This is a genomic window from Kribbella sp. NPDC051952, assembly GCF_040680855.1.
GTDB lineage: Bacteria > Actinomycetota > Actinomycetes > Propionibacteriales > Kribbellaceae > Kribbella.
Genome location: NZ_JBFAXQ010000004.1, coordinates 243,392 through 269,580, shown reverse-complemented (window position 1 = coordinate 269,580; position 26,189 = coordinate 243,392). Strand labels below are relative to the sequence as shown.

General features: G+C 68.5%; 30 protein-coding genes. 13 read left to right on the top strand and 17 right to left on the bottom strand.

Going from position 1 to position 26,189, the window contains the following annotated elements; all coding sequences use genetic code 11:
- Positions 1 to 4 precede the first annotated feature (4 nt).
- The 3 genes from AB0L70_RS10605 (at position 5) to AB0L70_RS10595 (ending at position 2,201) form a co-directional block, all read left to right on the top strand.
- A complete protein-coding gene (locus tag AB0L70_RS10605) occupies positions 5 to 460 on the top strand; it encodes a DUF3515 domain-containing protein (RefSeq protein ID WP_363682333.1) in 456 nt (151 codons plus the stop codon).
- 118 nt (positions 461 to 578) lie between these two features.
- A complete protein-coding gene (locus tag AB0L70_RS10600) occupies positions 579 to 995 on the top strand; it encodes a YciI family protein (RefSeq protein WP_363682331.1) in 417 nt (138 codons plus the stop codon).
- Positions 996 to 1,001: 6 nt separating this feature from the next.
- The gene (locus AB0L70_RS10595; protein ID WP_363682329.1) at positions 1,002 to 2,201 is read left to right on the top strand and encodes a DUF6596 domain-containing protein; all 1,200 of its coding nucleotides are present in this window, start codon (positions 1,002 to 1,004) and stop codon (positions 2,199 to 2,201) included.
- Between the two features lie 23 nt (positions 2,202 to 2,224).
- On the opposite strand, the gene AB0L70_RS10590 is transcribed toward AB0L70_RS10595, so the two are convergent.
- From AB0L70_RS10590 to AB0L70_RS10580, 3 genes are all read right to left on the bottom strand, one after another.
- Positions 2,225 to 2,797: a dihydrofolate reductase family protein gene (locus tag AB0L70_RS10590; protein ID WP_363682327.1), complete on the bottom strand. Its 573-nt coding sequence runs from the start codon at positions 2,795 to 2,797 to the stop codon at positions 2,225 to 2,227.
- Positions 2,798 to 2,902: 105 nt separating this feature from the next.
- A complete protein-coding gene (locus AB0L70_RS10585; RefSeq protein ID WP_363682325.1) occupies positions 2,903 to 4,033 on the bottom strand; it encodes a D-alanine--D-alanine ligase family protein in 1,131 nt (376 codons plus the stop codon).
- A 93-nt stretch (positions 4,034 to 4,126) separates the two neighbouring features.
- Positions 4,127 to 5,320 (bottom strand): cytochrome P450, encoded by a 1,194-nt coding sequence (locus tag AB0L70_RS10580; protein WP_363682323.1) that lies wholly within the window; start codon positions 5,318 to 5,320, stop codon positions 4,127 to 4,129.
- A 108-nt stretch (positions 5,321 to 5,428) separates the two neighbouring features.
- On the opposite strand from AB0L70_RS10580, the gene AB0L70_RS10575 reads away from it, so the two are divergent.
- Together AB0L70_RS10575 and AB0L70_RS10570 are read left to right on the top strand one after the other, a co-directional pair.
- Positions 5,429 to 6,064 (top strand): TetR/AcrR family transcriptional regulator, encoded by a 636-nt coding sequence (locus AB0L70_RS10575; protein WP_363682321.1) that lies wholly within the window; start codon positions 5,429 to 5,431, stop codon positions 6,062 to 6,064.
- The gene (locus tag AB0L70_RS10570) at positions 6,054 to 7,166 is read left to right on the top strand and encodes an aminotransferase class I/II-fold pyridoxal phosphate-dependent enzyme (protein WP_363682319.1); all 1,113 of its coding nucleotides are present in this window, start codon (positions 6,054 to 6,056) and stop codon (positions 7,164 to 7,166) included. The genes AB0L70_RS10575 and AB0L70_RS10570 overlap by 11 nt, the downstream gene beginning before the upstream one ends.
- On the opposite strand, the gene AB0L70_RS10565 is transcribed toward AB0L70_RS10570, so the two are convergent.
- Together AB0L70_RS10565 and AB0L70_RS10560 are read right to left on the bottom strand one after the other, a co-directional pair.
- Complete coding sequence (locus AB0L70_RS10565) at positions 7,153 to 8,319, bottom strand: MFS transporter (protein ID WP_363682316.1); 1,167 nt, start codon at positions 8,317 to 8,319, stop codon at positions 7,153 to 7,155. The genes AB0L70_RS10570 and AB0L70_RS10565 overlap by 14 nt on opposite strands.
- Positions 8,316 to 9,077, bottom strand: a complete 762-nt coding sequence (locus AB0L70_RS10560; protein WP_363682314.1) for a DeoR/GlpR family DNA-binding transcription regulator — start codon at positions 9,075 to 9,077, stop codon at positions 8,316 to 8,318. Before AB0L70_RS10560 ends, AB0L70_RS10565 begins: the two co-directional genes overlap by 4 nt.
- A 52-nt stretch (positions 9,078 to 9,129) precedes the next feature.
- Here AB0L70_RS10560 and AB0L70_RS10555 point away from each other — a divergent pair, with 52 nt between their 5' ends.
- The 3 genes from AB0L70_RS10555 to AB0L70_RS10545 are packed head-to-tail and all read left to right on the top strand — an operon-like array spanning position 9,130 to position 12,007.
- Complete coding sequence (locus AB0L70_RS10555) at positions 9,130 to 10,290, top strand: MFS transporter (protein ID WP_363682312.1); 1,161 nt, start codon at positions 9,130 to 9,132, stop codon at positions 10,288 to 10,290.
- The gene (locus tag AB0L70_RS10550) at positions 10,287 to 10,829 is read left to right on the top strand and encodes a GNAT family N-acetyltransferase (protein WP_363682310.1); all 543 of its coding nucleotides are present in this window, start codon (positions 10,287 to 10,289) and stop codon (positions 10,827 to 10,829) included. Before AB0L70_RS10555 ends, AB0L70_RS10550 begins: the two co-directional genes overlap by 4 nt.
- Entirely contained in the window at positions 10,826 to 12,007 is a 1,182-nt protein-coding gene (locus AB0L70_RS10545) for an MFS transporter (RefSeq protein ID WP_363682308.1), read from the top strand. Before AB0L70_RS10550 ends, AB0L70_RS10545 begins: the two co-directional genes overlap by 4 nt.
- A gap of 55 nt (positions 12,008 to 12,062) precedes the next feature.
- Here the strand turns inward: AB0L70_RS10545 and AB0L70_RS10540 are convergent, their stop codons facing one another.
- Together AB0L70_RS10540 and AB0L70_RS10535 are read right to left on the bottom strand one after the other, a co-directional pair.
- Positions 12,063 to 13,070 carry a sugar phosphate isomerase/epimerase family protein gene (locus AB0L70_RS10540; protein WP_363682306.1) on the bottom strand — a complete coding sequence of 336 codons (1,008 nt, stop codon included), beginning with the start codon at positions 13,068 to 13,070 and terminating at the stop codon, positions 12,063 to 12,065.
- An 11-nt stretch (positions 13,071 to 13,081) separates the two neighbouring features.
- The gene (locus AB0L70_RS10535) at positions 13,082 to 14,176 is read right to left on the bottom strand and encodes a Gfo/Idh/MocA family oxidoreductase (protein ID WP_363682304.1); all 1,095 of its coding nucleotides are present in this window, start codon (positions 14,174 to 14,176) and stop codon (positions 13,082 to 13,084) included.
- Between the two features lie 73 nt (positions 14,177 to 14,249).
- Here AB0L70_RS10535 and AB0L70_RS10530 point away from each other — a divergent pair, with 73 nt between their 5' ends.
- Positions 14,250 to 15,374, top strand: a complete 1,125-nt coding sequence (locus tag AB0L70_RS10530; protein ID WP_363682302.1) for an ROK family protein — start codon at positions 14,250 to 14,252, stop codon at positions 15,372 to 15,374.
- Positions 15,375 to 15,377: 3 nt separating this feature from the next.
- Here the strand turns inward: AB0L70_RS10530 and AB0L70_RS10525 are convergent, their stop codons facing one another.
- The 3 genes from AB0L70_RS10525 to AB0L70_RS10515 are packed head-to-tail and all read right to left on the bottom strand — an operon-like array spanning position 15,378 to position 18,102.
- The gene (locus tag AB0L70_RS10525; RefSeq protein ID WP_363682300.1) at positions 15,378 to 16,295 is read right to left on the bottom strand and encodes an aminoglycoside phosphotransferase family protein; all 918 of its coding nucleotides are present in this window, start codon (positions 16,293 to 16,295) and stop codon (positions 15,378 to 15,380) included.
- The gene (locus AB0L70_RS10520; protein WP_363682298.1) at positions 16,292 to 17,296 is read right to left on the bottom strand and encodes an NAD(P)H-dependent glycerol-3-phosphate dehydrogenase; all 1,005 of its coding nucleotides are present in this window, start codon (positions 17,294 to 17,296) and stop codon (positions 16,292 to 16,294) included. Before AB0L70_RS10520 ends, AB0L70_RS10525 begins: the two co-directional genes overlap by 4 nt.
- The gene (locus AB0L70_RS10515; RefSeq protein ID WP_363682296.1) at positions 17,293 to 18,102 is read right to left on the bottom strand and encodes a lysophospholipid acyltransferase family protein; all 810 of its coding nucleotides are present in this window, start codon (positions 18,100 to 18,102) and stop codon (positions 17,293 to 17,295) included. The genes AB0L70_RS10520 and AB0L70_RS10515 overlap by 4 nt, the downstream gene beginning before the upstream one ends.
- Before the next feature lie 16 nt (positions 18,103 to 18,118).
- On the opposite strand from AB0L70_RS10515, the gene cofC reads away from it, so the two are divergent.
- Together cofC and AB0L70_RS10505 are read left to right on the top strand one after the other, a co-directional pair.
- Positions 18,119 to 18,790 carry a 2-phospho-L-lactate guanylyltransferase gene (gene cofC, locus AB0L70_RS10510; protein WP_363682294.1) on the top strand — a complete coding sequence of 224 codons (672 nt, stop codon included), beginning with the start codon at positions 18,119 to 18,121 and terminating at the stop codon, positions 18,788 to 18,790.
- Between the two features lies 1 nt (position 18,791).
- On the top strand, positions 18,792 to 18,998 hold the full coding sequence (locus AB0L70_RS10505) for a hypothetical protein (protein WP_363682292.1): 207 nt from the start codon (positions 18,792 to 18,794) through the stop codon (positions 18,996 to 18,998).
- Between the two features lie 106 nt (positions 18,999 to 19,104).
- Here AB0L70_RS10505 and AB0L70_RS10500 read toward each other — a convergent pair whose 3' ends face one another.
- The 4 genes from AB0L70_RS10500 to leuC form a co-directional block, all read right to left on the bottom strand.
- Entirely contained in the window at positions 19,105 to 19,677 is a 573-nt protein-coding gene (locus AB0L70_RS10500) for an HU family DNA-binding protein (RefSeq protein WP_363682290.1), read from the bottom strand.
- 212 nt (positions 19,678 to 19,889) lie between these two features.
- The gene (corA, locus tag AB0L70_RS10495; RefSeq protein ID WP_363682288.1) at positions 19,890 to 21,047 is read right to left on the bottom strand and encodes a magnesium/cobalt transporter CorA; all 1,158 of its coding nucleotides are present in this window, start codon (positions 21,045 to 21,047) and stop codon (positions 19,890 to 19,892) included.
- Positions 21,048 to 21,294: 247 nt separating this feature from the next.
- The gene (leuD, locus tag AB0L70_RS10490) at positions 21,295 to 21,894 is read right to left on the bottom strand and encodes a 3-isopropylmalate dehydratase small subunit (protein ID WP_363682286.1); all 600 of its coding nucleotides are present in this window, start codon (positions 21,892 to 21,894) and stop codon (positions 21,295 to 21,297) included.
- A gap of 14 nt (positions 21,895 to 21,908) precedes the next feature.
- The gene (gene leuC, locus AB0L70_RS10485; RefSeq protein WP_363682284.1) at positions 21,909 to 23,339 is read right to left on the bottom strand and encodes a 3-isopropylmalate dehydratase large subunit; all 1,431 of its coding nucleotides are present in this window, start codon (positions 23,337 to 23,339) and stop codon (positions 21,909 to 21,911) included.
- A 164-nt stretch (positions 23,340 to 23,503) separates the two neighbouring features.
- Here leuC and AB0L70_RS10480 point away from each other — a divergent pair, with 164 nt between their 5' ends.
- Positions 23,504 to 24,223 carry an IclR family transcriptional regulator gene (locus AB0L70_RS10480; RefSeq protein WP_012922430.1) on the top strand — a complete coding sequence of 240 codons (720 nt, stop codon included), beginning with the start codon at positions 23,504 to 23,506 and terminating at the stop codon, positions 24,221 to 24,223.
- A 58-nt stretch (positions 24,224 to 24,281) separates the two neighbouring features.
- Complete coding sequence (locus tag AB0L70_RS10475; protein WP_363682282.1) at positions 24,282 to 24,848, top strand: HdeD family acid-resistance protein; 567 nt, start codon at positions 24,282 to 24,284, stop codon at positions 24,846 to 24,848.
- Here AB0L70_RS10475 and AB0L70_RS10470 read toward each other — a convergent pair.
- The 3 genes from AB0L70_RS10470 to AB0L70_RS10460 are packed head-to-tail and all read right to left on the bottom strand — an operon-like array spanning position 24,845 to position 26,185.
- Positions 24,845 to 25,315: a nucleoside hydrolase gene (locus AB0L70_RS10470; protein ID WP_363682280.1), complete on the bottom strand. Its 471-nt coding sequence runs from the start codon at positions 25,313 to 25,315 to the stop codon at positions 24,845 to 24,847. The two genes, AB0L70_RS10475 and AB0L70_RS10470, sit on opposite strands and share 4 nt — an antisense overlap.
- Positions 25,285 to 25,569: a nucleoside hydrolase gene (locus tag AB0L70_RS10465; RefSeq protein WP_363682278.1), complete on the bottom strand. Its 285-nt coding sequence runs from the start codon at positions 25,567 to 25,569 to the stop codon at positions 25,285 to 25,287. Before AB0L70_RS10465 ends, AB0L70_RS10470 begins: the two co-directional genes overlap by 31 nt.
- 28 nt (positions 25,570 to 25,597) lie before the next feature.
- A complete protein-coding gene (locus AB0L70_RS10460) occupies positions 25,598 to 26,185 on the bottom strand; it encodes a TetR/AcrR family transcriptional regulator (RefSeq protein WP_363682276.1) in 588 nt (195 codons plus the stop codon).
- Positions 26,186 to 26,189 lie beyond the last annotated feature (4 nt).

The following is a 26,189-nucleotide window of genomic DNA, read 5'->3' as shown; positions in this document are numbered from 1 at the left end:
TCGCATGCCCAGGTTCCTCTTCGCTGCACTCGGCCTCTTCGTGCTGGCCGGGTGCAGCCCTGGTCCGGCCAAGGTCGCCGTACCCAGTCCCGCGCCTGAGGTCGCGACTGCGTGTGAGCAGCTGATGCAGGCCCTCCCGGAGAAGGTGCTCGACGCCAAGCGGCGCAAGACGTCGCCTGCCAGCACCCTGACCGCCGCGTACGGCGATCCGCCGATCCGGGTCACGTGTGGCGTGGCTGCTCCGGCCGGCATGGCTGAAGCCCAATCCCAGTGCTTCGAGGTCAACGGCATCGGCTGGTTCGCCAAGGAAGTCACCGACGGCTTCGTCTTCACCACCATCGGCCGCTCTCTCTATGTCGAGATGATCGTCCCGGCGAAATACAGCCCGGAGGCCAACGCGCTGACCGACGTTTCCGACGCTGTCCACAGGTTCAACAAACTCGTCACTCCCTGCATCTGACGACGGCATACTCCCTGTCGAGAAGTTCCTCTGCGATTCGTGTCCGGTTCGGGGCGGCGGAGGCGACGTCTTGGGTGAGAGGCGCCCGTGGTGGGTGCCCCGAGGACGGGAGAATCTGATGAAGTACATGATCCTGACGTACGCGTCGCAGCAGGACTACGACGGGATGGCGGGGAAGGCGACCGACAAGCCGGCCTGGACGGCGGAGGATTTCGCGGCGATGGGCGCGTTCATGGAGAAGCTGAACGGTGACCTGGTCGAGTCCGGTGAGCTGGTGGAGACACGGGCGCTGGCGGCGCCGGTGCTGACCCGGCGGTTGGGGTCGAAGGATGGTGCCTCGGTGGTGACGGACGGGCCGTACGCCGAGACTCAGGAGGTGCTCGCCGGATACTGGATCGTCGAGTGCGAGTCCTTCGACCGGGCGACCGAGATCGCGAGCCGACTGGCCGACACGCCGGCACCCGAGTTCGTCCGGGCGACGGCGTACGCCGACATCCGGCCGATCGTCGAGTCCGGGGCCGAACTGGTGGAGTGAGCCGACATGACTATCGCTCTCGAGGATCTGCTGCGGGAGCTGGCGCCGCAGGTGCTCGGGGCGCTGGTCCGCAGGTACGGGCACTTCGACACGGCTGAGGATGCTGTGCAGGAGGCGTTGCTCGCGGCGGCGCGGCAGTGGCCGGAAGAAGGCTTGCCGGAGAGTCCACGCGGGTGGCTGATCACGGTGGCTTCGCGTCGGCTGACGGATCTGCTCCGCCGGGAGCAGGCCCGTCAGCGGCGGGAGGACCGGGTGGCGCAGTGGGCGCTGCCGGGTGAGCCGGTCGCGGATACCGACGACACGCTGGTGCTGCTGTTCCTGTGTTGCCATCCGTCCCTGTCCCCCGCGTCGCAGATCGCGTTGACGCTGCGGGCGGTGGGTGGTCTGACCACCACGGCGATCGCGCGGGCGTTCCTGGTGCCGGAGGCAACGATGACCCGGCGGATCACCCGGGCCAAGGCGAGCGTGAAGGAGAGCGGTGCGCGGTTCACCCTGCCGGACGACCGGGATGAGCGGCTGGGGGCGGTGCTCAAGGTCGTGTACCTGATCTTCACCGAGGGGTATGCGAGTACGACGGGGCCGAGCCTGCAGCGGGTCGAGTTGTCGGCCGAGGGGATCCGGCTGGCGCGGATGTTGCACCGGCTGTTGCCGGATGACGCCGAGGTGGCGGGGCTGCTGGCGTTGATGCTGTTGACGGATGCGCGACGGCCGGCGCGGACCGGTTCGCTCGGGGAGCTGGTTCCGATGGCTGAGCAGGATCGTTCGCTGTGGATCCCGGAGCTGATCCGGGAGGGCGTGGAGCTGATCACGGCCGTCTTGCCTCGGGGGCCGGTCGGGCCTTATCAACTGCAGGCCGCGATTGCGGCGGTGCATGACGAGGCGGCGTCGGCCGAGGAGACCGACTGGGAGCAGATCGTCGCGCTGTACGAGGTGTTGCTGCAGCTGACGGACAATCCGATGGTCGCGCTCAACCACGTGGTCGCGGTGGCGATGGCGCGTGGGGCCGAGGCTGGCCTCGATCTGCTCGGCGCGATCGAGGGCGACGATCGGATCGCGAATGACCACCGGCTGTCGGCGGTCCGGGCGCATCTACTGGAGATGTCTGGCGACGCGGCCGGTGCCCGCGCTGCCTACGAGGAGGCCGCCAGCCGGACCACCAGCCTCCCGCAGCAGCGCTACCTCCACGCCCGAGCGAGCCGGCTATGACCGCGGGGCCGGCCGAGAGGCGTTCAGCGGCGGATTCGGTAGCGGATATGGGTTGCGTCGGGGGTGTCGATGACGCGGACGATGTCCAACTCGATCTCGGCCGGGAGGAGATCGAACAGGCGGTGACCACGGCCGAGCAGGACCGGGATCTGATGGATCTGGATCTCGTCCAGGACGCCTGCTTCGAGTGCGGTTCGGGCGACGTTGCCGCCGCGTACCTGGACGTCACGATCCCCGGCGGCCGCCTTGGCCTGCTTCATCGCGCTCTCGATACCGTCCGGCACGTAGGTCACCAGCGGATAGCCCCATCGCGCGGCCGGGCTGGGCGGACGGTGGCTGGGGACGAAGATCGGTGCGCCGTTGTGGTCGCCGCCCCAATGATCCATCAGCTCGGCGGTGCGGCGACCCGCGAGGACTGCTCCGCACGCGTTCCATTCGTCGAGGAACTCGCCCGCCGACCCAGGCGGCCGCAAGATGTCCGCATCCTCGGCGAACCAGTTGTGCAGCCGATGGCCGTCGTCACCACCGAGGTAATCGTCGAGATCGGCGATGTACCCGTCCAGGGACATCGACATGTCGAGCACCGCTGTGGACATAGAACTGCTCCCCTCCTGGCCGCCCGCGGACCGGGCCACTGGTGGGACCGTAGGGCCGCGGGCTTTCAGTCCGCTTTCACAGCGGGCCTGGCCAGGCGAAGCAGGTCAGCGGAGGCCGGTTGGGCGGGTCTCTGCCAGGGTCAACAGGTGCTGGACCAGGGCCGGGTAGTCGAGACCGGATGCCGCCCACAGGCGAGGGAACATGCTGGTCGGCGTGAAACCGGGCATGGTGTTGATCTCGTTGATGATCACCTTGCCGTCGGCGTCGAGGAAGAAGTCGACGCGGGCCAGGCCCTCGGCCTCGATCGCGTCGAACGCGGTCAGCGCCTTCGCCCGGATCTCCGCGACGACCTCGTCGGGGAGCTCGGCCGGCACCGAGAGCGCGGTGTACTCCTCGCCCTCCGGCAGGTACTTGGTCTCGAAGTCGTAGAAGTCGTGCCCGCCGCCCGAGATCGCGACCTCGCCACACACGCTGACCTGCGGCTGGCCGCCGTCCAGCCCGCCGAGTACGCCGACCTCGATCTCGCGGGGGTCCTTCGCGGTGGCCTCGACGATCACCTTCGGGTCATGCGCCCGCGCTTCGACGATCGCGTCGTCGAGCTCGTCCAGGCTGTTCACCTTGCTGATGCCCAGGCTCGAGCCGCCCCGGGCCGGCTTCACGAAGACCGGGTAGCCGAGCGCGTCGACCGCCGCGCGGCACGCGGCCGCGTCCCGGATCCAGTCGCGGTCGCGGATCACGACGTACGGCGTGACGTCGAGGCCGGCGGCCTGGAAGACGACCTTCATGTAGTGCTTGTCCATGCCGACTGCGCTGGCGAGTACGCCGGAGCCGACGTACCGGATGTCGGACATCTCCAGGAGGCCCTGGATGGTGCCGTCCTCGCCCCACGGGCCGTGCAGCAGCGGGAAGACCACGTCGACCTCGCCGAGCGTGCTCGGGACCTGGTCGGGTTCGCTCACCACGAGTTCGCGGTTCGAGCCGAAGATCACCGGCAGCGCGGTCACGTCGACCTCGGGGAGCTTCCCGTCGGTGATCGACAGCCGCTCCGGGTCGCCGCTTTCCAGGACCCAGTGACCGCTGGTGCTGATGCCGACCGGGACCACGTCGTACTTGTCCCGATCGATCACCTGCAGCACGTTGGCCGCGGTCACACAGGAGATGGCGTGCTCGCTCGACCGGCCACCGAACACGACGGCGACACGGGTTTTGCGTTGTTCCCTCGAGTACTCACTCACCGGCTCGACTGTAGCGGTCTGGAGATCAGGATCCGATCGGGGTTCGGTTAAGAGCTGTTCAGATCGCGGACCGTAGCCGTCAGCAGAGGGTGATCACCAGGTGACAGGGAGTGCGGTGACGCCGTAGACGAGAGTGTTGTTCTTGTACTGGATCTGATCGAAATCGACAGCGAGACGAAGGGTGGGGATGCGGGTGTAGAGGCGGGAGAAGACCTCCTCGAGTTCGACCCGGGCGAGCTGCTGGCCGAGGCACTGGTGTGGGCCGAAGCCGAAGGCCACGTGCGCGCCGTCGTTCCGGGTCAGGTCGAGCTGATCCGGGTCCGGGAACACACTCTCGTCCCGGTTGGCCGCCGACAGGGCCGCGATCAGGAAGCCGCCGCCTTCGATCGTCCCGGCGCCGACCGGCAGGTCGTCGGTCACGTGCCGGAACAGACCGAACTGGACCACGGACAGGTACCGCAGCAGCTCCTCGACCGCGGAGGTGGCCAGCGCCGGATCGGCGCGCAGGGCGGCGAGCTGATCTGGGTGGCGGAGCAGCGCGAGGGTGCTGAGCGCGATCATGTTCGCCGTCGTCTCGTGGCCCGCGATCAGCAGCGTGATGCCGACCGACACCAGTTCGGGCAAGCTCAGGGGCTGGCCCAGCTCCTCGCCGCGGGTGATCAGGCGGGACAGCAGGTCGTCGTCACGCTTGGCCTGCTTCGCGAGCACCAGATCGACCATGTACTGGTTCAGCTCGCCGCTGACCCGCATCATCTCGTCCGGATCGCCGTCGACCGTCACCAGCAGAGCACTGCGCTCCTGGAACTGGTCGCGGTCCTCGTACGGGACGCCGAGCAGCTCGCAGATCACCAATGACGGGATCGGCAGCGCGAACTCCTGCACCAGGTCGACCGGTCCGCCCCGAGCCAGCATCGCGTCCAGCTGCGCCTCGATCATCGCGACGATCCGCGGCCGCATCGCCTCCATCCGCTTGACCGCGAACTCGGTCGCCAGCATCCGCCGGAGCCGCTTATGCGCGTCGCCGTCGTTGTGGATGATCGAGCCGGACTCGATCACCCGATCCAGGTCGGCGTTCGGGGTGGCGTGGTCCGACGGGGCGGACCTGGAGCTGAGGCGGGTGTCGCGGAGCACCGTGCGGACCTCGTCGTACCGGGTGACGACGTACGCGTCGACGCCGGCCGGGGTGGAGACCTTCGATGGGGTGTCGCGGTGGCGGAAGGCGGCGTACTCGTGGGCGGGGTCGAACGGGCATCCGGACGGTCGGCTGGTGGGGAAGCTCTCGGTCATGACGCCCTTTCGGTAGAAACTGGAAGTGACTACCATATGACTGTATCTGCCGATCGACAGCAGCGTCCGGCGCGTCGCCGAACCGGTACTCTGCCCGCGGAGGTGGAGATGGGACTGCGCGAGGTGAAGCGGGAGCGGACCCGCCGGCTGATCGCGGACAAGGCGTTCGAGCTGTTCACCGACCACGGCTTCGGCCGGACCACGGTGGAGCAGATCGCGGCGGCCGCGGAGGTCGGTCCGAGCACGCTGTACCGGTACTTCCCGACCAAGGAGACGCTCGTCCTCGAGTTCGTCGAGGACTGCCTGGTCGACGCGGTCGCGTGGTTCCGCGACCAGCCCGGGCTGGACCTGCCGGACGGCCTGCAGGCGGTGATCGAGCGCGTCCTCGAGCAACTCGAGCAGAACCCGGACCGGATCCAGGCCGTCTTCGAGCTGGCCGAGCAAACTCCCTCGGTGAGCGCCCACCTCAACGAGCTGATCTGGCGCTTCCGCAACGACCTCACCGACGAGCTGGTACGCCGGATGCCCGGGAGCGACCCGCGGGACGCCGAGGTCACCGCCGCCCTGGCCGCCGGGATCGCGATGAACATCATCGAGACCGTGGTCCGCGTCTGGGCCGAGGATCTCGACGGCATCGACGTCAGGCAGCTGGCCCGGCGATCGATGACCCTGCTCCGCACCGGCGGCATCCCCCTCCCGGCAGCACCCGACCAGGTCAGGGACAATCCTGGCTATGGCACCTGATCTGGACCCGTCCACTGTCGTCGTCCATTCCGGCCGGCCCGAGCGCGTGCCGAACGCGCCGGTCGGCGAGTCGCCCGTCTTCAGCTCGACGTACGTCGCGGGTGGGGACCGTGGCTACGGGCGGTTCGGCAACGACGCGTGGTCCGCGTTGGAGCAGACGCTCGGGGAACTCGAAGGTGGACGCGGGCTGACGTTCGCATCCGGCATGGCGACCGTCGCGGCGATCGTCGACCTCGTCCCGGTCGGTGGCCGGGTGGTCGCACCGCAGCACGCGTATTCCGGCGTACTCGCGCTACTCGATCAGCAGATGGAGCAAGGCCGGCTGACCGTGGACCGGGTGAACGTCGCGGACACCGACGCGGTCGTCCAGGCTGTCGAGGCCGCCGACATGCTGTGGATCGAGTCGCCGACCAACCCGGCGCTGGAGGTCGCCGACATCCCCACGGTCGCCGCGGCCGGGCGGGCCACCGACGCGATCGTTGTCGTCGACAACACCTTCGCCACCCCATTGCTGCAGCAGCCGCTGAGCCTCGGCGCGGACATCGTGATGCACTCGGCCACCAAGTTCATCGCCGGTCACTCGGACGTCATCCTCGGCGCGGCCGTCACCGCCAACGACGACCTCTGGAACGCGATCGAACTGCGCCGCCGCAGCCTCGGCGCGATCCCGGGCCCGATGGAGGCGTGGCTTGCGCTGCGCGGTCTGCGCACGTTGGCCCTGCGGCTCGAGCGCGCGCAGGCCAACGCGGCCTTCCTGGCCGAGCGGCTGCTTGAGCATCCGCGGGTCAGTCGAGTGCGCTACCCGGGTCTCCCATCAGATTCCGGGCACGAGCGGGCCGCTAAGCAGATGTCCGGCTTCGGCGCGATCCTGTCGATCGAGCTCGGCGGTGATGCCGAGGCCGCTCAGCGGGTCTGCGAAGGCACCGAGTTGTGGGTGCACGCGACCAGTCTCGGCGGCGTCGAGTCGATGCTGGAACGTCGCCGCCGCTGGCCGATCGAGCCCCCGACGATCCCGCAGGACCTGATCCGGCTGGCCGTCGGGATCGAGCACCCCGACGACCTCTGGGCCGATCTGGAACGGGCGCTGGCTAACGCTTTTTGAGCACCGGCCCACCGAAGAACGTTAGTACGCACAGCACGACCGGCAGGATGAACGCGATGTTCAGCGGCATCCAGTGCGCGAGTCCGCCGATCAACGCCGGCCCGGCGAGCAGACCGACGTACCCGAGTCCGACGACGCGAGCCATCAGCGAGCCGGCCGAGCGCGGGTCGAGGTTGCCGGCCGCGGTGAAGAGCTGCGGTACGCCGCCTGCGAGACCCAGACCGAACAACGCCCAGCCGGCCAGCGCGACGGGCACCCAAGGTACGACGATCACGATGGTGAGCCCGACTGCCGCCATCGCGGCGCCCCACCGGACGATCGCGGCGGGTCCGACGACCGCGGCGACCCGGTCGGTGAGGAACCGGCCGACGGTCATCGCGACGGCGAAAGCGCCGTACGCGTAGGCCGCTGTGCTGACCGACGTACCGAGGATGTCGCGGAAGTGGAGTGCGGCCCAGTCGTTCGCGACGCCCTCGGACAGCATCAGGCCGAAGGCGAGTCCGCCGAGCGCCCAGACCAGTTTGGCCGGCGGCTTCGCGCGCTCTTCGGCCGGCTCGTCGGTCTCCTCAACCGTTGCCTCGAGCAAGAAGGGGCGCGCGGCCAGCGAGATGACGATGCAGATCACACCGGCAATCGCCAGGGTTACCTCGGTCGGCACCTCAGCGCGCAGCGTCGCCGCACCGATCAGCGCGGCAATCGCACCGCCGATCGACCACATCGCGTGGAAGGCGGCCATGATCGGACGTGGGTACGCGCGTTCCACCACAACGGCCTGTGCGTTCATGCCGACGTCGATCGAGCCGTTGCCGAAGCCGATCAGGATCAACGTGAGGCCGAGCGTCCACCAGTTCGTGGCCAAGCCCGGCCCGGCCAGGGCAATGCCGAGCAGTACGCCGGCGGCCGGGACGAGCCGGCGTTGACCTAGGCGATCAACCAGTGGGCCGGCGACCTGCATACCGGTGAAGGCGGCGCCGCCGAGTACCAGCAGCAGAAGCCCGAGCGTGCTGTGCGTGATGCCGGTCGCGTGCTCGATGTTGGGAATGTGGACGACCCACATGCCCACCGCGAACCCGTTGAGGCCGAAGTACAGCCACGTGGCAACTCGCGCGGCTCGCGGCGGTGCAGGCTGCGAGCGCACTTCGGTGGCGGTCAAGAGGCCACCTTTACGAGGACTCCGCGTTGCGTGAGCAGCGTGCGCTGGTCCTCGGGTGCACTGTCGTCGGTGATGATCAGATCGGGACGGTCGGCCGGGCAGACGTACGCCAGCGCGGACCGGTCCCATTTGGCGCCGTCGGCAAGCACCATCGACCGAGCGGCGACGGCCAGGGCCTCCTGCTTGACCTCTGCGTCGCCCAGGTCGAAGGCCGTCAGTCCGGCGTCCAGACTGAACGCACAGGGGCTCAGCACGGCGACGTCGAACCGCAGCGCCCGCAGTGACGCGACTGTGAGCGGACCGACCAGCGAGAGCTCGCCCTTGCGCGCCTCACCGCCAGGCATGAGCAAACGGATCCGTGGCGCGTCGGCCAGCTCCTGGGCAACGTGCAACGAGAGCGGCATGACCGTCAGCGCGCGATCGTGCAAGAGCCGTGCGGTCTCCAAAGCCGTCGTACCGCTGTCGAGGACGATCGTCTCGCCGTCGTGGATGTGCTCGACGGCCAGCTTCGCGATCGCCTGCTTGGCGGCGAGCGCCGCCTGGACCCGGAGCGAGTACGGCGGCTCGACACCGGACGGCATCGACGACACCGCTCCCCCGTGGACGCGCTTGAGCACGCCCTGCGCGGCGAGGAAATCGAGGTCGCGACGGACCGTCATGTCCGAGGCCGCAGTGGCCTCGACCAGTTCCTGGACCGAGACTCGGTCGACGGTCCGCAGTCGTTCTACGATCACTTGATGCCGTTCCGCACTTCTCACGCGCAGAAATCTACCATCCGCCTGATCGTTCAAACAGATAGTGTGTTTACTTGTGGCTGAAGACACAAACCTGGTCAAGCGGTCGCGGTACGCCGTAGCCGCGGTGTTCTGCGTGCACGGATCGGTGACGGGATCGTTCGCAACCCGGGTGCCCTGGATCCAGGAGCACTCAGGCCTGTCCGCCGGCCAACTGGGACTGGCGCTCGCGTTCCCGGCACTGGGTGCGGCACTGATGATGCCGCTGGCCGCGCGGGTCACTCACCGCTTCGGGACCCGGACTGCGCTGCGCGGACTGCTCGCGCTCTGGACCCTCGCGCTGATCCTGCCTTCGCTCGCTCCGAACCTGCTCACGTTGTGCGCCGCGCTCTTCGTGTACGGCGGAACTTCGGGGATGGCCGACGTCGCGATGAACGCGCTCGGCGTCGAGGTGGAGCACCGGCTGAAGAAGTCGATCATGTCCGGCCTGCACGGGATGTGGAGTGCGGGCGCGTTGATCGGGTCTGCGATCGGGACCGTGGCCGCGCATATCGGGCTGAGTGCGCAGATCCATCACCTGGTGATGGCCGTCGTACTGACGATTGTCGGAGCGGTGATGTGTCAGTTCGTGCTGAACATCCATCCGGAAGAGGACGAGGAGCCGCCGGCGCGGTTCGCGTTGCCGCCGAAGTCGGCGTTGCTGATCGGGGCGGTCGGGTTCTGCGCGGTGTTCGCGGAGGGGGCGAGCCTGGACTGGTCGGCCGTGTATCTGCGGGACATTCTCGACAGTGGAGCCGGTGTCGCGGCCGGTGCGACGACCGGGTTCGCGTTGACGATGGCGATCGCGCGGATCACGGGTGATGCGGTGGTCGACCGGTTCGGCGCCGTACGGACGGTTCGGTGGAGTGGCGTGATCGCGACGGCCGGCGGCGTACTGGTCGTGGTTGCTCCGAACGCGATCGTGGCGATGATCGGGTTCGGGTTGATCGGGATCGGGATCGCGGTCGTCGTACCGCTCGCGTTCGCGGCGGCGGCTCGCAGCGGAAGCAATGCCAGCCAGGCGATCGCCGGCGTCGCGACTATCACGTACGCATCCGGTCTGGTCGCGCCGTCGATCATCGGTGGCATTGCGCAGGCCAGTAACCTCACGATCTCGTTCGTTGTCGTGACGGCGTTGGCCGCGGGGCTTGCCGTGTTTGCGCCGGTCCTGCGCGCCAAACCGCGGGTGAGCGCGTGAACGTGCGTTTCCGGATGGCCGGGCCGGATGATGCGGTCGCTGTCGCCGGCTTGCATGCGGACAGTTGGCAGCGGCATTACCGCGGCGCGTATGCGGATGCGTTTCTCGATGGGGAGCCGGATGGGTTCCTGACCGGGAGGTGGACCGAGCGGTTGGCCAACCCGTCGCCGGGGGCGCGGACCATCGTGGCGGAGTACGGCGGTGAGCTGGTTGGGCTGTCCCACGTGGAGATCGGTGCGGACGCCACCTGGGGAGCGCTGCTCGACAACCTGCATGTCCAGTCTGGACTCAAGCGTCAGGGCGTGGGGACGCAGTTGCTCGCCCTGACTGCGCAGGCCGTGCAGGACGCCGCACCGGCCTCAGGGCTTTACCTGTGGGTGCTCGAGCAGAACGTCGGGGCGCAGAAGTTCTATTCGGCCCGGGGCGGTGAGAACGTCGAGCGCTCTACTGTCCCGCCGCCTGGTGGCGAACCGGCGAGACTTATTGGGACTCCGGCTTGCTACAGGTTCAGCTGGCCGGACCCGTCGGTTCTCACGTGACGCGACGGGCCACGCTGGTCACAGCGACCGTCTTTCTGGTCGCACTGTCGTTGCGGCCGGCTCTTACCGCGGTTGGTCCGGTTCTGCCGCGGATCGGGGCTGACGAGCATCTTGGTGAGGGCGCGCTGGGTCTACTGGGCACCCTGCCGTTGCTGGCGTTCGCGGCGGCCTCACCGGTCGTCCATCGACTGTCCCGGCGGCATGGCATGGAGCGGGCGGTCTTTGTTTCGCTGTTGATCCTCGCGGCGAGCAGCGTCGTACGGTCGTACACCGGTCAGGTCGGGCTCTGGGCCGGCACGGTCCTGATCGGGGCGTTGATTGCGGTCGGCAACGTACTGGTTCCGGTCATCATCAAACGCGACTACGCCGGGCATGTATCCCGCGCGACCGGGGTCTATACGGCGTTCATCACGAGTGGGGCAGCCCTGGCCTCGATCGTTGCCGTACCTATCGCGGACGCGGTCGACTGGCGGTTGTCGCTCGCGATCTGGGGAGGTCTCGCCGTACTGATCGCCGTGATTTGGCTGCCGCGGACGCTGTCGCCCGCGCCGCTTCCGCCGCCTATTACGTCTGAGGACGCTGCCGTGGTGAGCGTTTGGCGGCAGCCGATGGCTTGGCTGGTCACCGGGTTCATGGGACTGCAGTCGACGAGCTTTTACCTGCTGGTCAACTGGTTGCCCACTATCGAGATCTCGACGGGCATTTCGGAGCGGACTACCGGCGTACACCTGTTTCTGTTCCAGGTGTTCGGGCTCATCGGCGGGCTGAGCATTCGCCGGTTGATGAAGCATCCGACCAGCCAGCGGGCCGGTGCGGTCACGGCGAGCATCCCGATCCTGGTCGCGCTGCTCGGGCTGCTGCTGGCACCCGGACTGGCTCTTGTGTGGGCGACCGTGGCCGGCCTTGGCCAGGGCGCTGCATTGGTCGCTGCGCTGACGCTGATCAGCATCCGAGGACGCACGCATCACGAGACAACGCAGCTGTCCGGGATGGCGCAGGCGGTCGGCTACCTACTCGCGGCGGGTGGCCCGGTGCTTGCCGGCTTCCTGACCGAGCACACCGGCAGCTGGGACACCACGCTGATCGTGTTCGCCGCGCTCTCGCTCGTTCAGATCACCCTAGGCATCGCCGCCGGCCGCGACACCCGCAGCAGCACAAGCACCTCGACCGCGTCCTGACGCTCCGCCTGCGCCGCAGGTCGCAAGGGGCAACCTGCGGCGCTCGGCAGCGCGCCTACTTGTCTGTGGCGAAGGCTGCGTCGAAGGCGGCGGTGGGCTTGTCGAAGGCGAGGGCGCGGATGTTGTTGACGGCCTCGGCGGCGCCGACCTTGCGCTCCATGCCGGCGTCTTCCCATTCGACCGAGATCGGGCCGTCGTAGCCGATCGAGTTCAGCACGCGGAAGCAGTCCTCCCACTGCACGTCACCGTGGCCGGTCGAGTAGAAGTCCCAGCCGCGCCGCGGGTCACCCCACGGCAGGTGCGAACCGAGCCGCCCGTTGCGGCCGCCGCCGACCCGCATCCGGGTGTCCTTGCAGTCGACGTGGTAGATCCGGTCCTTGAAGTCCCACAGGAACGCGACCGGGTCGATGTCCTGCCACACCATGTGCGACGGGTCCCAGTTCAACCCGAACGCCTCGCGGTGGCCGATCGCCTCCAGCGTCAGCGTGGTCGTCCAGTAGTCGTACGCGATCTCCGACGGGTGCACCTCGTGCGCGAACCGCACACCCTCCTCGTCGAACACGTCGAGGATCGGGTTCCACCGGTCCGCGAAGTCCTTGTATCCGGCCTCGATCCGCTCCGCGGGCACCGGTGGGAACATCGCGACGTACTGCCAGATCGACGAGCCGGTGAAGCCGATGACCGTCTTCACACCCAGCTTCGCGGCCGCCCGCGCGGTGTTCTTGAGGTCCTCGGCGGCCCGCTGCCGCACACCCTCGGCATCGCCGTCGCCCCAGATCCGGGACGGCACGATCGCCTGGTGCCGGAAGTCGATCGGGTTGTCGCAGACCGCCTGGCCGACCAGGTGGTTCGAGATCGCCCAGACCTTCAGGTTGTACTTCTCCAGGATGTCCTTGCGCCCCTGGACGTACGAGTCGTCGTCGACGGCCTGCTGGACGTCGAAGTGGTCACCCGAGCACGCGATCTCGACGCCGTCGTACCCGGCCTCGGACGCGAACTGGCAGACCTCCTCGAACGGCAGGTCGGCCCACTGACCGGTGAACAAAGTGATCGGACGAGGCATCTCACAAGCTCCTAAGGGTTCTCGACGGTGATCCAGGCGCTGTCGGCCGCGGCCGAGCGCAGTACGGCGTCGACCACGCGGGCGGACCGCGCTCCGGCGGCGAAATCGGGCAGGCCGTCCGGCTGGTCACCCAGTACGGCGGCATAGCTGTCGGCAACGAACGAGTCGAACGCGTCCTGGTACCCCTGCGCGTGACCGGCCGGCAGCCGGTTCACTCGCGCGGCGGGCGGGCTCAGCGTGTCGGGGTCCCGGGTCAGCAGCTCCGACGCCGTACGACGGCCGACCCACAGGCGATCCGGGTCCTCCTGGTCGAAGCCGAAGCTCGACTCCGTACCGGAGACCTCCAGATACAAGCGGTTCTTCCGCCCGGCCGCGACCTGGCTGACCACGATCGTGCCGACCACACCTGCCTCAGTCCGGAACTGAGCGGTGGCTAGATCCTCGGTGCGGACCTCCACGCCACCACGCTGCGACCGGACCGTCCGCAGCTGCGCGCTGATCGCGGCGATCCGGTCCCCGGTGACAAACTCAGTCAGGTCGCACCAGTGCGAACCGATGTCCGCGAACGTCCGCGAAGGTCCACCGGTGGAGTCGTCGACTCGCCAGTTCTGATCGTCCGCACCGGCGAGCCAGTCCTGCAGGTACGACCCATGCAAGCTGGTGATCACGCCGGCATCGCCCGCTGCGATCCGGGTTCGCAGCTCGCGAACCATCGGGTGGTAGCGGTAGACGAACGGCACGGCGCCGACCAGCTCGGCCTCGAAGGCGGCGGTCTGCAGACCAGTGGCGTCCTGGACCGAGGTCGCCAGCGGCTTCTCACAGACCACGTGCTTGCCGGCCTCGAGTGCCTGCAGAGTCACCGCGAGGTGAGTGTCGTTCGGCGTACAGACGTGGACCACGTCGATGTCGGCGGCAAGCAGTTCGTCGAGGGTCGCGTAGCCGCGCTCGGCGCCGGTGGCCTCGGCCGCAGCCTCGGCCCGTTCGGGCGTCGAGCCGACAGCACCGACGACCTGTGCCCCGGAGACCAACGCGGACCGGCCGTGAACGCGACCCATGAAGCCGCCGCCGACGATCCCGACCCGAAGCTTGCGCGCACTGGTGGACACGTCGAAGGACGCTATGTGACACTTTTGAACCCTGTCAAGCAAAAGTCCACCCGCGTACGACGGAAGTCCGGTGATGAGCGAACTCGGGACAGCAGAAGCCGGCGCCGTACTGCGTCTGCTCCTGGATGGGCAACCGAGGACCCGCGCCGAACTCATCGATCTCAGCGGCCTCGCCCGGTCGACCGTGACCGGCCGGATCGAGGCCCTGCTGACAGCCGGTCTCGTCGTACCGTCCGGTGAAGCGGCGTCCACAGGCGGGCGGCCGCCGGCGCGGTTCCGGTTCAACCCGGCCGCCCGGTTGATCCTCGCCGTTGATGTCGGCGCGACCCACCTGTCCGTCGCTCTCACCGACCTGACCGGCGAGATCCTGGACCGCTCGACGACCCCGATGAATATCGCCGAAGGACCCGAGGTCGTCCTGGACGCCGTCGCCCACAAAGCGCGGGCTTTGCTCCGGGCCGCGCATCGCTCGCCGGGCGACCTCGCCGGTACGGGCGTCGGCCTACCAGGACCTGTCGAGCACAGCACCGGCCGGCCGAACCACCCACCGATCATGCCCGGCTGGGACGCGTACGACGTCGTCGGCCGGCTGACCTGTGAACTCCCCGGACCGGTCCTGGTCGACAACGATGTGAACATCATGGCGCTCGGCGAACACACCGCCGAGTACCCGGACGTCGACGACCTGCTGTTCGTGAAAGTTGCCACCGGCATCGGTGCCGGCGTGATCAGCGGCGGCCACCTGCACCGCGGCGCCCAGGGCGCGGCCGGCGACATCGGCCACATCCAGGCGCCGGGCCGTACCGAACTCTGCCGCTGCGGCAACCACGGCTGCCTCGAAGCCGTCGCCTCGGCCGCAGCCCTCGCCGCACAACTCAACGCGTCAACCAGTCAGGGCATCGTCGACCTGGTCCGCGCCGGCAACACCGCCGCCACCACCGCGGTCCGGCAGGCCGGCCGCGAGATCGGCACCGTCCTCGCCGCGGCAGTCAGCCTGCTCAACCCGTCGGTCATCGTCATCGGCGGATCCCTGTCCCGAGCCGGCGACAGCCTGCTGGCCGGCATCCGCGAAGCCATCTACGCCAGATCGTTGCCCCTAGCCACCACCGACCTACAAGTGGTCACCGCCCGCTCCGGCCCCGACGCAGCCCTCCGCGGCGCCGCCTTCCTGGCCCAGCAACACGTCCTGGCAATCTGACCGTCAAGTCGCGAGCGTGACCGCGAGTTGGTCGGCGAGGGCTACCAGGTCGTCCAGGCCCGATCCACTGCGGGCGCGGCCGAAGCCGTGGCGCCGGCCCCAGTAGGCGCCTTGCACCATCTGCAACTGAACCCACCGGCGCACCCGCACCGGATCGACGCCGGCGGCTTCGGCATAGACCGCGAGCTCGTGCTGCAGTTGCTTCAGCAGGTCATCGGGACCGAACCGCCCGGTCGCGTGCAGATCCGCCGCCCGCACCTTGAGCATCGTCGCGCCGTCGTAGGCCGGATCGCCGACGTAGCCCTTCGGATCGACGGCGAGCCACGGCTCCCGATCGGCGCGGAGGATGTTGCGGGGATGGAAGTCTCCGTGGATGAGGAGCTCGGGCTGGTCGCGAGCCAGGTCGTCGATCACGGCCAGGGCTGCGTCGACCGTAGGGCCCGGCAACTCCTGGTCGAACTCGAACGCGTCCTTGCGCAGCTCCTCTTCCCAGGCGTCGGCCTGGTCGACCATCCGTGGCAGACCTTCCGGCGCGGGAATGGCCAGCCGCCGGCTGAGCTGACCGGCCGCCGCGCAGATGTCCTCGTCCGACTCCGCGAGGGTCGACGGATGCACTCGCTCGAGCAGCATCGCGTAGCAGTCGTCGGCCCGCTCGTACAGCTTTACCGCGCCCCGGCCGGCCCAGCTCTCGAAGGCATCGGGCTCGTGGTCGTTCCCCGGATGCGGGAACGAGACCTTCAGGACAGCATCCTGCACCGGGACGATCACGCCGACCCGGCCGTGAGTCACCTCGCCGTCGGGGACGAGGTCCCATCGCTTCTGCAGCTCGTCGACGATCCCTGGCAGGTCGGCGAGCCAGGCCGCGCCCCGCTCCCCTTCACGAGTGGTGGTCTCGTGCACGAAAGCCGCGGGGATCATCATCCCCAGCGCTCCGACTTCGCGGAGCGGGAGACGAGGCTGAAGAGCATGTCCTTCGGGGTCATCTCGCCTGCGACGACCTTGGTCACGTGTTCGACGATCGGCATCTCGACATCGTGGTGATGGGCGAGCTCCGAGATCGATGCGCAGGACTTCACGCCCTCGGCAACCTGGCGGGTCGCGCCGGCGATCTCGGCGACCGTGAGGCCCTGCCCAAGCTTCTCGCCGAACGTCCGGTTGCGCGACAGCGGCGACGAACACGTCGCGACCAGATCGCCCAGGCCGGCCAATCCGGAGAACGTGTGCTCGTCCGCGCCAACCGCCGTACCAAGGCGAGCGATCTCGGCGAGGCCTCGAGTGATCACCGAAGCGCGCGCGTTGTCGCCGAAGCCGAGGCCGACCGCCATCCCGACGGCCAAGGCGATCACGTTCTTGCAGGCGCCGCCGAGCTCGCAGCCGATCACGTCGTTGTTCGTGTACGGGCGGAACGTCGGCGAATGGCACAGCTTCTGCAACCGGGTCGCAGTCCCCTCGTCCTCACAGGCAACCACCGACGCCGCCGGCTGACCTTCGGCGATCTCGCGGGCCAGGTTGGGACCCGAGACCACCGCGATCCGCTCCGGTCCGGCACCGGTCAGCTCGGCGATCACCTCGCTCATCCGCTTCGTCGTACCGACCTCGACGCCCTTCATCAGGCTGACCAGCGGTACGGCGTTCGGCAGCACGCCGGCCCAATCCTTCAGATTGTCCCGCAGCGACTGCGACGGAACCGCCAGTACGACGGCCTCCGCGCCATCGGCGGCCGCGGCTGGATCGTGGGTCGCGGTGATCGCGTCCGGGAGACGCAGGCCCGGCAGGTAGTCGGCGTTCTCGTGCTGGGTGTTGATCGCTTCACAGAGCGATTCACGCCGGCCCCAGACGGAGACCTGGTTGCCTGCATTCGCCAGTACGACGGCGAACGCCGTACCCCAGGACCCGGCCCCGAACACCGCTACCTTCGTCATGCCTTCTCCTCACCGTCGTCCTTCTCGGCCCTCTCGGCCGCGCGTGCCTTGCGGAGGTCGTAGAGCTCCTTGGGCGGAGTCTCGCCGCGCAGCTCGCCCAGCGTGGCGGCGACCGCGGTCATGATCACCTCGGTTGCCTCGTGCAACAGCTGGTTGGTCAACGGCTTGCCCTCGAACGCGCTCAGGTCGACCGGCGTGCCGGCCCGGACCTGGATCGTCTTACGCGGCAGCAGCCGGAACCTGATCTTGCCGGTGTAGGACCTCAGCACCTCGTGTGCACCCCAGTTGGCGACCGGGATCACCGGACAACCGGTCTGTAGCGCGATCCGGGCCGCGCCGGTCTTGCCCGTCATCGGCCACAGGTCGGGGTCGCGGGTGATCGTGCCCTCCGGGTAGACGCCGACGCACTCGCCCTTCTCGACCGCCGCGACGGCGTCCCGGAACGCGTCGGCGGCCTGTGTCGACTCGCGGTGCACCGGGATCTGCCCCGCACTGGTGATGATCCGGCCGGCGATCGGCACCTTGAACACCGACGCCTTACCGAGGAACCGCGGGATCCGGCGGCATTCCCAGATGAAGAACCCGAGCACCACCGGGTCGAAGTGCGAGATGTGATTGGCCGCGAAGACCACCCCGCCGGACCGGGGCATGTTCTCCCGGCCGGTGAACCGCGACTTGGTGAACACGAGCATGAACGGCTTGACGATCGCGACGATCAGACCGAACCAGAAGCCCCGGCGCGGCCGGGGAACCTCGTGCTGGCCGTCCACTGCTGCCTCCTGGTGCTCGCTACTGCCCTCGGTCATGGGAGAATCCTGCCTGATGGCAGACCTACTGGTCGCTCCCTGGACCCTGGCGATCCCGGTGAAGCGTACGGCGATCGCAAAGAGCCGGCTCGCTCCCGCCTACCCGCAGCACCGTCCGGAGCTCGCCCGCGCCTTCGCTGTCGACACTACTGTGGCCGCCCTCGCCTCTCCCCTGGTGCACGCCGTTCTGGTCGTCACCGACGATCCGGTCGTGGCCGCGGACGTGACCTCGGTGGGCGCGCGTGTCATCCCCGATCTCCCCGGCCTAGGGCTGAACGAAGCCTTGCTGCATGGTGCCACTGTTGCCGCTGCCGAGTTCCCGGGCAACGGAGTGGCCGCCCTGTCCGCGGATCTGCCCGCGTTGCGGCCCGCCGAGCTGACCGCCGTACTCGCGGCCTGTGTCGCCCCACGTTCGTTCGTCGTCGACCTCCCAGGCACCGGTACGACGTTGCTCGCGGCAGCGCCCGGGATTGCGCTGGATCCCCGCTTCGGCGTCGGTTCCGCACTGGCCCACCAAGCCTCCGGGGCGGTGCCGATCGAGCTGACCACGATCGAGTCGGTACGACGAGATGTCGACACAGCAGCCGATCTCGCGCACGCCGTACAGCTGGGTGTGGGTCCGGCGACCGCGGACGTGATGTCGCTGGTGCTCGGTGCGGCGACCGGCACCGAGGGAATAGCCTGCTGACATGCAAGGAACTGTGAGCCGCTACGACACCGAGACGTTCTCCGGCGCGGTGCTGACCGACCGGGGTGTCGAGCTGCCCTTCACCGTGCACGCGGTCGCGGACACTCCGGTGCGGCATCTACGGGTCGGGCAGCGGGTGCGGCTCGAGACCACCGGGTCGGGCGCCGAGCTGGCGATCACGAAGGTGGACTTCGCCACCGAACTCTAGAAAGTTGCCGTAAGCATCACTGGACACGGCGAAGGCCGGTCGCCCCTGGAGTGGGGAGACCGGCCTTCGCTGTAGTGCGGGTACTGCGGTGCTGCAGTGCTGAAGGTCAGCGCGCGGCGCGCTTCGCCGGAGCCTTCTTGGCGGGGGCCTTCTTGGCCGGCGCCTTCTTCGCAACGGCGGCCTTCTTGGCCGGCGCCTTCTTGGCGACGGTCTTGGCCGGGGCCTTCTTGGCAGCTGCCTTGACCGGGGCCTTCTTCGCAACCGTCTTGGCCGGCGTCGCCTTCTTGGCGGCGGCGGTCTTGGTCGCCGCGGCCTTCACCGGGGCGGCCTTCTTCGCCGGGGCGGCCGCCTTGGTGGCGGTCGCGGTCGGCTTCGGCGTGACCAGCTTCGGCAGCTTCTTCGCACCGGAGACAACGGCCTTCAGCTCCGCACCCGCGCGGAACTTCGGCACCGTGGTCTTCTTGGCACGCTTGGTCTCACCGGTCCGCGGGTTGCGCACGATGCGCGCGCCACGCTCGATGGCCTCGAAGGCACCGAAACCGGTGATGGCGACCTTGCCACCCTTTTTGGTCAGCTCGCGCTGCACGGTGTCGATCACCGATTCCAGTGCGTGCTGGGCCTGGCGGCGGTTTCCGTCGAAGTGCACTGCGAGCGCTTCGACCAACTGGCTCTTGTTCACTGCTTCCCTCCGTGAACTAGGCGTCGAGCACAGCGCTCGATCTCACAGGAACGTTATGGACTCAAGTGGCCGTTCACAAACACCAACGCGGCAATTTGGCCTTGTTTTAGGCGATTCAGGCCACAATTTCGCCCGAACCGGCCTATTCGGGGCCCCGAATCCCCTTCTGAGCAACGAACCGATGCCCATCCGTGACCAGGGCAACAGGCTGTCTAGAGCCAGCTGAGCCGCTTGAAGATGAGGTACAGACCACCACACACCAAGCCCATCAGGCCGATCGCGAACGGGTAGCCGTACTCCCAATGCAGCTCCGGCATGTGGTCGAAGTTCATCCCGTAGACCGTGCCGATCAACGTCGGCGCGAACAGGATGGCCGCCCAGGCCGAGATCTTCTTGACCTCTTCGTTCTGCGCGCTGCTGGCGATCGCGAGGCTCTTCATCTCCTCGTTCTGTTGCTGCGCCACCAGGGTCGCGTTCACCGTCAGGATGTCGCGCAGCAGTTCGCGGAATCCGTCCACCTTCTCCACCACCTCGGTGACGTGGTCGGCCACATCGCGCAGTGAACGTTGCAGTTCCTCGTCGACGCCGTACTTCTGGAATCCGCCGCGCAGCGATTCGAGCATGCCGACCAACGGCCGGGTCGCGCGCTGGAACTCGATCACCTCGCGGGACAGTTCGTAGATACGCCGCGACACCTTGGGATCGCCGCGGAACACCTCGGTCTCGATCTCGTCGATGTCGTTCTCGAGACCGGCGACCACTGGCGCGTACCCGTCGACGACCTTGTCCATGATCGCGTAGAGAACCGATTCGGTGCCCCGGTTGAGCAGGTCGGGATCGCGTTCGACCCGGCGCCGGACCGCGGCCAGGTTGGGCGCTTCGGCATGCCGGACCGTCACCACGAAGTCCGGGCCGACGAACACGTGCACCTCGCCGAACTCGACCTCCTCGGTCGCGTCCCGGTACCGAGCGGCCTTCAGTACGACGAACAACGTGTCGCCGTAGCGCTCCAGCTTCGGCCGCTGATGGGCCTGGATGGCGTCCTCGATGGCCAGCTCGTGCAGGTCGAACTCCTGCGCCAGCGAGGCGAGCTCACGGCTGTCCGGCCGGTACAGGCCGATCCAGGCCAGGCTGCGCGGGGCTTTGTGCAGAACGCGATAGGTCTCGGCCAGCGAATCCGGGGACGCGACCCGGCGGCCGCCGCAGTAGATCGCACTGTCGACGACGCTGTGCCCCTTGGGTTTCGGCGTCTCCCGCGACGCCGGGACCGGCTCGAGGGCGGGCGTGGGCTCGTCGTGACGGCGTGCGGCGGCACGAAGCGACGGGGTACGGCCGAAGGCGCGAAGAGTGCGCAGGCGCAGGTCGGACATGAGTCCTCCAGGTGCGGTGAAGTGAGTGGTGGGCACGCATCTGCCCGACCCCCACGGCACTCAGGCCGCAACTACAGAGGACTCAGCCTCTCAAGGTCGAGCGAGATCGGTATGTCTGGAGGGATCGCTGTTCATCAGCGCCTCACCTCCCTGATCTCGCAAGCCTTGTTCTGACAACCCCGCAAGCCTAACACCAGAGTTATCGCCGCCGATGTGCGTTTCGTTACGGCGGCGACAACTGTGGTGGTCAGGCCTTGGCGGGGAGGGTGGCCGGCTTGAAGCTCGGCCGGGTTGCTTCGTACGTGGCGATATCGGCCTCGTGCGACAGCGTGATGCCGACGTCGTCGAGACCGTTCAGCAGCCGGTAGCGGGTGTAGTCGTCGATCTCGAACGGCGCCGAGACGTCGCCCGCCGAGATCGTCTTGTTCTCCAGGTCGACGGTCACCTTGGTGCCCGGGTCGGCCTCGATCGTGGTCCACAACTGCTCGACGACGTCCTCGGTCACGAGCGCCGCGAGCAGGCCCGCCTTGCCCGAGTTGCCGCGGAAAATGTCGCCGAATCGCGAGGACACGACCACACGGAACCCGTAGTCGAGCAATGCCCAGACCGCGTGCTCCCGCGACGATCCGGTGCCGAAGTCCGGTCCGGCCACGAGCACCGAGACGCCCTCGTACTCAGGCTGGTTGAGGACGAAGGCCGGATCGTTGCGCCAGGCCGAGAACAGCCCGTCCTCGAACCCGGTCCGGGTGACCCGCTTCAGGTACACGGCGGGGATGATCTGGTCGGTGTCGACGTTGCTCCGGCGCAGCGGGGCCGCCGTACCGATGTGCTGAACGAACGCTTCCATTGTTCCTGTTCTCCTCAGACGTTCTCGGGTACGGCGACAGCGACAGGCGGCAGGTCCGCGGGCGCGGCCAACGTGCCGGTGACAGCGGTCGCGGCGGCGACCAGCGGCGACACCAGGTGCGTCCGGCCACCCTTGCCCTGCCGGCCTTCGAAGTTGCGGTTCGACGTCGAGGCGCTGCGCTCACCCGGGGCCAACTGGTCCGGGTTCATCCCCAGGCACATCGAGCAACCCGCGCCACGCCACTCGGCGCCGGCGTCCTTGAAGATCGCGTCCAGGCCCTCGGCCTCGGCCTGCAGCCGGACCCGGCCCGAACCCGGCACCACGAGCATCCGGGTGCCGTCGGCAACCTTCCGCCCGGCCAGTACGCCGGCAGCCGCGCGCAGGTCCTCGATCCGGCCGTTGGTGCAGGAACCCAGGAACACCGTGTCCACGTGGATCTCGCGCATCGGCGTACCGGCGGTGAGGCCCATGTACTCCAGCGCCCGCGCGGCGGCGACCTTGTCGTTCTCGGTCTCGAAGTCGTCCGGCGACGGCACGGCCTCCGACAGCGGGATGCCCTGGCCCGGGTTGGTACCCCAGGTGACGAACGGCGCGATGTCCTCGGCGCGCAGCACAACCTCGCGGTCGAAGCTGGCGTCGTCGTCGGTGGCCAGGCTCTTCCAGTACTCGACGGCCGCTTCCCAGTCGACGCCCTGCGGCGCGTGCGGCTTGTCCTGCAGGTAGGCGAACGTGGTCTCGTCCGGCGCGATCATGCCGGCCTTCGCGCCCCACTCGATCGACATGTTGCAGATCGTCATCCGGGCTTCCATGCTCAGCGCCCGGATCGCCTCGCCGCGGTACTCGACGATGTAACCCTGACCGCCACCGGTGCCGACCTGGGCGATCAGCGCCAGCACCAGGTCCTTGGCCGAAACCCCGTCCGGCAGTACGCCGTCGACCGTGACGGCCATCGTCTTCGGCCGGGCCTGCATCAACGTCTGCGTGGCCAGCACGTGCTCGACCTCGCTCGTACCGATGCCGAAGGCAATCGCTCCGAACGCGCCGTGAGTAGAGGTGTGGCTGTCACCGCAGACCACGGTCATCCCGGGCTGGGTCAGACCGAGCTGCGGGCCGATCACGTGCACGACGCCCTGGTCCGGGTCGCCGAGGGTGTGGATCCGGATGCCGAACTCCTCGGCGTTCTTCCGCAGTGTGTCCACCTGCGTCCGCGACACCGGGTCCGCGATCGGCTTGTCCACGTCGAAGGTCGGGACGTTGTGGTCCTCGGTCGCGATGGTCAGGTCGGGCCGGCGAACCGGACGGCCGGCCAGCCGGAGTCCGTCGAAGGCCTGCGGACTGGTCACCTCGTGCACCAGGTGGAGGTCGATGTAGAGGAGGTCGGGCTCTCCTTCGGCCTGGCGCACGACGTGCGCATCCCAGACCTTTTCCGACAACGTCCTACCCATCAGACTTCTCCTCCTTGGATACTTTTCCCGCCCCACCGCCCCGATCGTGCGGTTCGTAGGCGAGGCTCACCGAGCTAGGTGGTGGCGTGCTATCGCTCACAGTGCTCCGGAACCGAGTGCGGAAGCCACTTGCGTTCCACGATTCGAGACGGCAATATCGTCCCATGGACAACTCTAGCGGAGTCGGCGTTCTCGACAAAGCAGCCCTCGTTCTGTCCGCCCTCGAGTCCGGGCCGGCGACCCTGGCTGGACTCGTGGCGGCCACCGGGCTGGCCCGGCCGACCGCACACCGGCTGGCGGTGGCGCTGGAGCACCACCGGCTGGTCGGCCGCGACATGCAGGGACGGTTCGTGCTCGGACCGCGACTCAGTGAGTTGGCCTCCGCCGCCGGTGAGGACCGGCTGCTCGCAACCGCCGGACCGGTGCTGGCGCGACTGCGGGACATCACCGGTGAGTCGGCGCAGCTGTTCCGCCGCCAGGGTGAGTACCGGGTCTGCGTCGCCGCCGCCGAGCGTCCTTCCGGTCTGCGCGACACCGTGCCGGTCGGCAGCCAGTTGACCATGGCCGCAGGCTCCGCGGCGCAAATACTGCTTGCCTGGGAGGACCCGGAGCGGATGCACCGCGGCCTCCACAACGCGACCTTCAACGCGGCCGCCCTGGCCGGCGTCCGGCGTCGCGGCTGGGCCCACTCGGTCGGCGAGCGGGAGCAGGGCGTCGCGTCCGTCTCGGCTCCGGTCCGCTCCCCCAGCGGCAAGGTCATTGCCGCCGTCTCCGTCTCCGGTCCGATCGAGCGGCTCTCCCGTCAACCCGGCCGGATGCACGCCCCGGCCGTGATGGCCGCCGCCGAACGTCTCTCCGAAGCGCTACGTCGCGCCTCTGAGTAGTTGTCACCCGACCGCCCCGGGATCACCATGAGAGTGGAAATCCTCGAGGAGGTCTGGCATGGAGCGGGACTGGCTTACCGTCGGTTGGAAGATGCTGTTCGTCCGGGGCGTGATCGGCATCGTGTTCGGGATTCTCGCGATCGTCTGGCCGATCTCCACGGCGATCGCACTCGCGCTGCTCTGGGGCTTCTGGGCCCTGACAGACGGCATCGGTTCGATCGTCCAGGCGTTCCAGCCGGAGTCTCGCGGTAGCCGGCTCTGGCTGATCGTGCTCGGCGTGATCGCGCTGATCGCCGGCTTCTTCGCGATCACCAGTCCGGGCATGACGGCGAAGACGCTGACCTGGATCCTCGGGATCTGGCTGATCGTCCGCGGGGTGTTCGAGCTGTTCGGCGCGTTCAGCAGTCGTCAGGTGATGCCGCGATGGCTGCTGGTGCTGAGCGCCGCCCTGTCGATCCTGCTCGGCGTCCTGTTCGCCGCGAATCCGGGCGCCGGCGCGGTCAGCATCGCCGTACTGCTCGGTGTCACGGCGCTGGTGTGGGGCGTCGTACTGATCGCCGTCGGCTTCAGCGTGCGTCGGGCACTGGGCTCTGCGCCGCCGACCATCACCCCGTCGCCCGCCTAGCCGCCGGCTGCGACGATCCGGGTCGTGATCTCCTCGGCCACCGCCTCGGTGTCGAGATCGGTCGCGATCCGGACCGTGCCGGCGGGATCGGCGACGAACGCGCTCAGGCCGGTTCCGAGGGTGATGTCGATCCGGCCGGGCGCGGAGAACGTGAACAGGTCGGGCCGGGTCAGAGTCAGGACCGCGACCGGATCGTGCCGGACGTTCCAGGTCTTGTTCCAGTGCGCCCACCATTGCTCGATGTCCCCACCGAGCGCAGCACCCAAGGCACCGGCGGCCCGGATCCGTTCCAGCCGACCCGAGTCGATGCTGACCCGCTGGGTGATCTCCAGCCCGGTGACCGTCGTCGGGATGCCGGCGTTGAGCACGGTCTGCGCGGCCTCGTCACTGCGGAAGTTGTGTTCGGGCTCGGCATCGGGACCGAACGATCCGCCCATCACCCAGAGCCGCCGGACCCACCGCGCCACCTCCGGCTCGTCCCTTCGTGGCCTGCCCACCACACCTCACGTCCCGACAAGGGCTTCGCCGTACCTGCGACGACATCCACCTCGAGGCCGGCGAGGGCGGCGTACCGGCGGGCTATCTGGGCGCGCAGGCGGGTGTCGCCGTACACGGTGTGGACCTCGACGAGGTCGAAGCCCGGGGTGCCCATGAGCTGGGCGAGGGCCATCGCGTCGTCGACGTCCGAGCCGATGTCGGTGTCCAGGATGATTCGGTTCATGGTCTCCTCCAGGTGAGTCGCCAGCCCGTCAGTCTTCGATCGTCGTCAGGGTTTCGATCAAGCGGTCGATGTGACCGGACAGCGCCCGGCCAGTCGGTACGAGCGCCGGCGTCGAGTGCATGAGCTGCGCATGACCCAGGAAGGCGGCGTACGCGAGCAGGCCGCGGTCCCGGGCGCGCGCCCGGGACAGGCCGAGTTCGGTGAAGAGTGAGGTGAGGTAGTCGAGCCGGCGTTCGGTCACCCGAGCGAGCGTGGGCGCGACCAGCGGATGGGTCGCGGTGGCCTGCAACGCCAGCTCGACGGACCCGGTGCCGGTGTCTCCGAGCACGGCCGTGAAGACCAGGCGCAGCAGGTTGCGTAACCGGGTCGCGACCTCCGGGGCCTGATCGGTCGTCGCGATCACCCGTTCGGTATCGCGTTGCTCCCAGCGCTCGAGGGCCGCGGCGATGAGTGCGTTCCGGTCGGCGAAGTGCCAGTAGAAGCTGCCTTTCGTCGCGCCGAGCGCCTTGGCCAGCGGCTCGACCGCGATCGCCCCGAGACCACCTCGGGCCAGCGCATCGAGTGCCGCCGCCGTCCAGTCGTTCGCCGACAAGGATTCGCGCTTCCCAGCTGCCATGGCC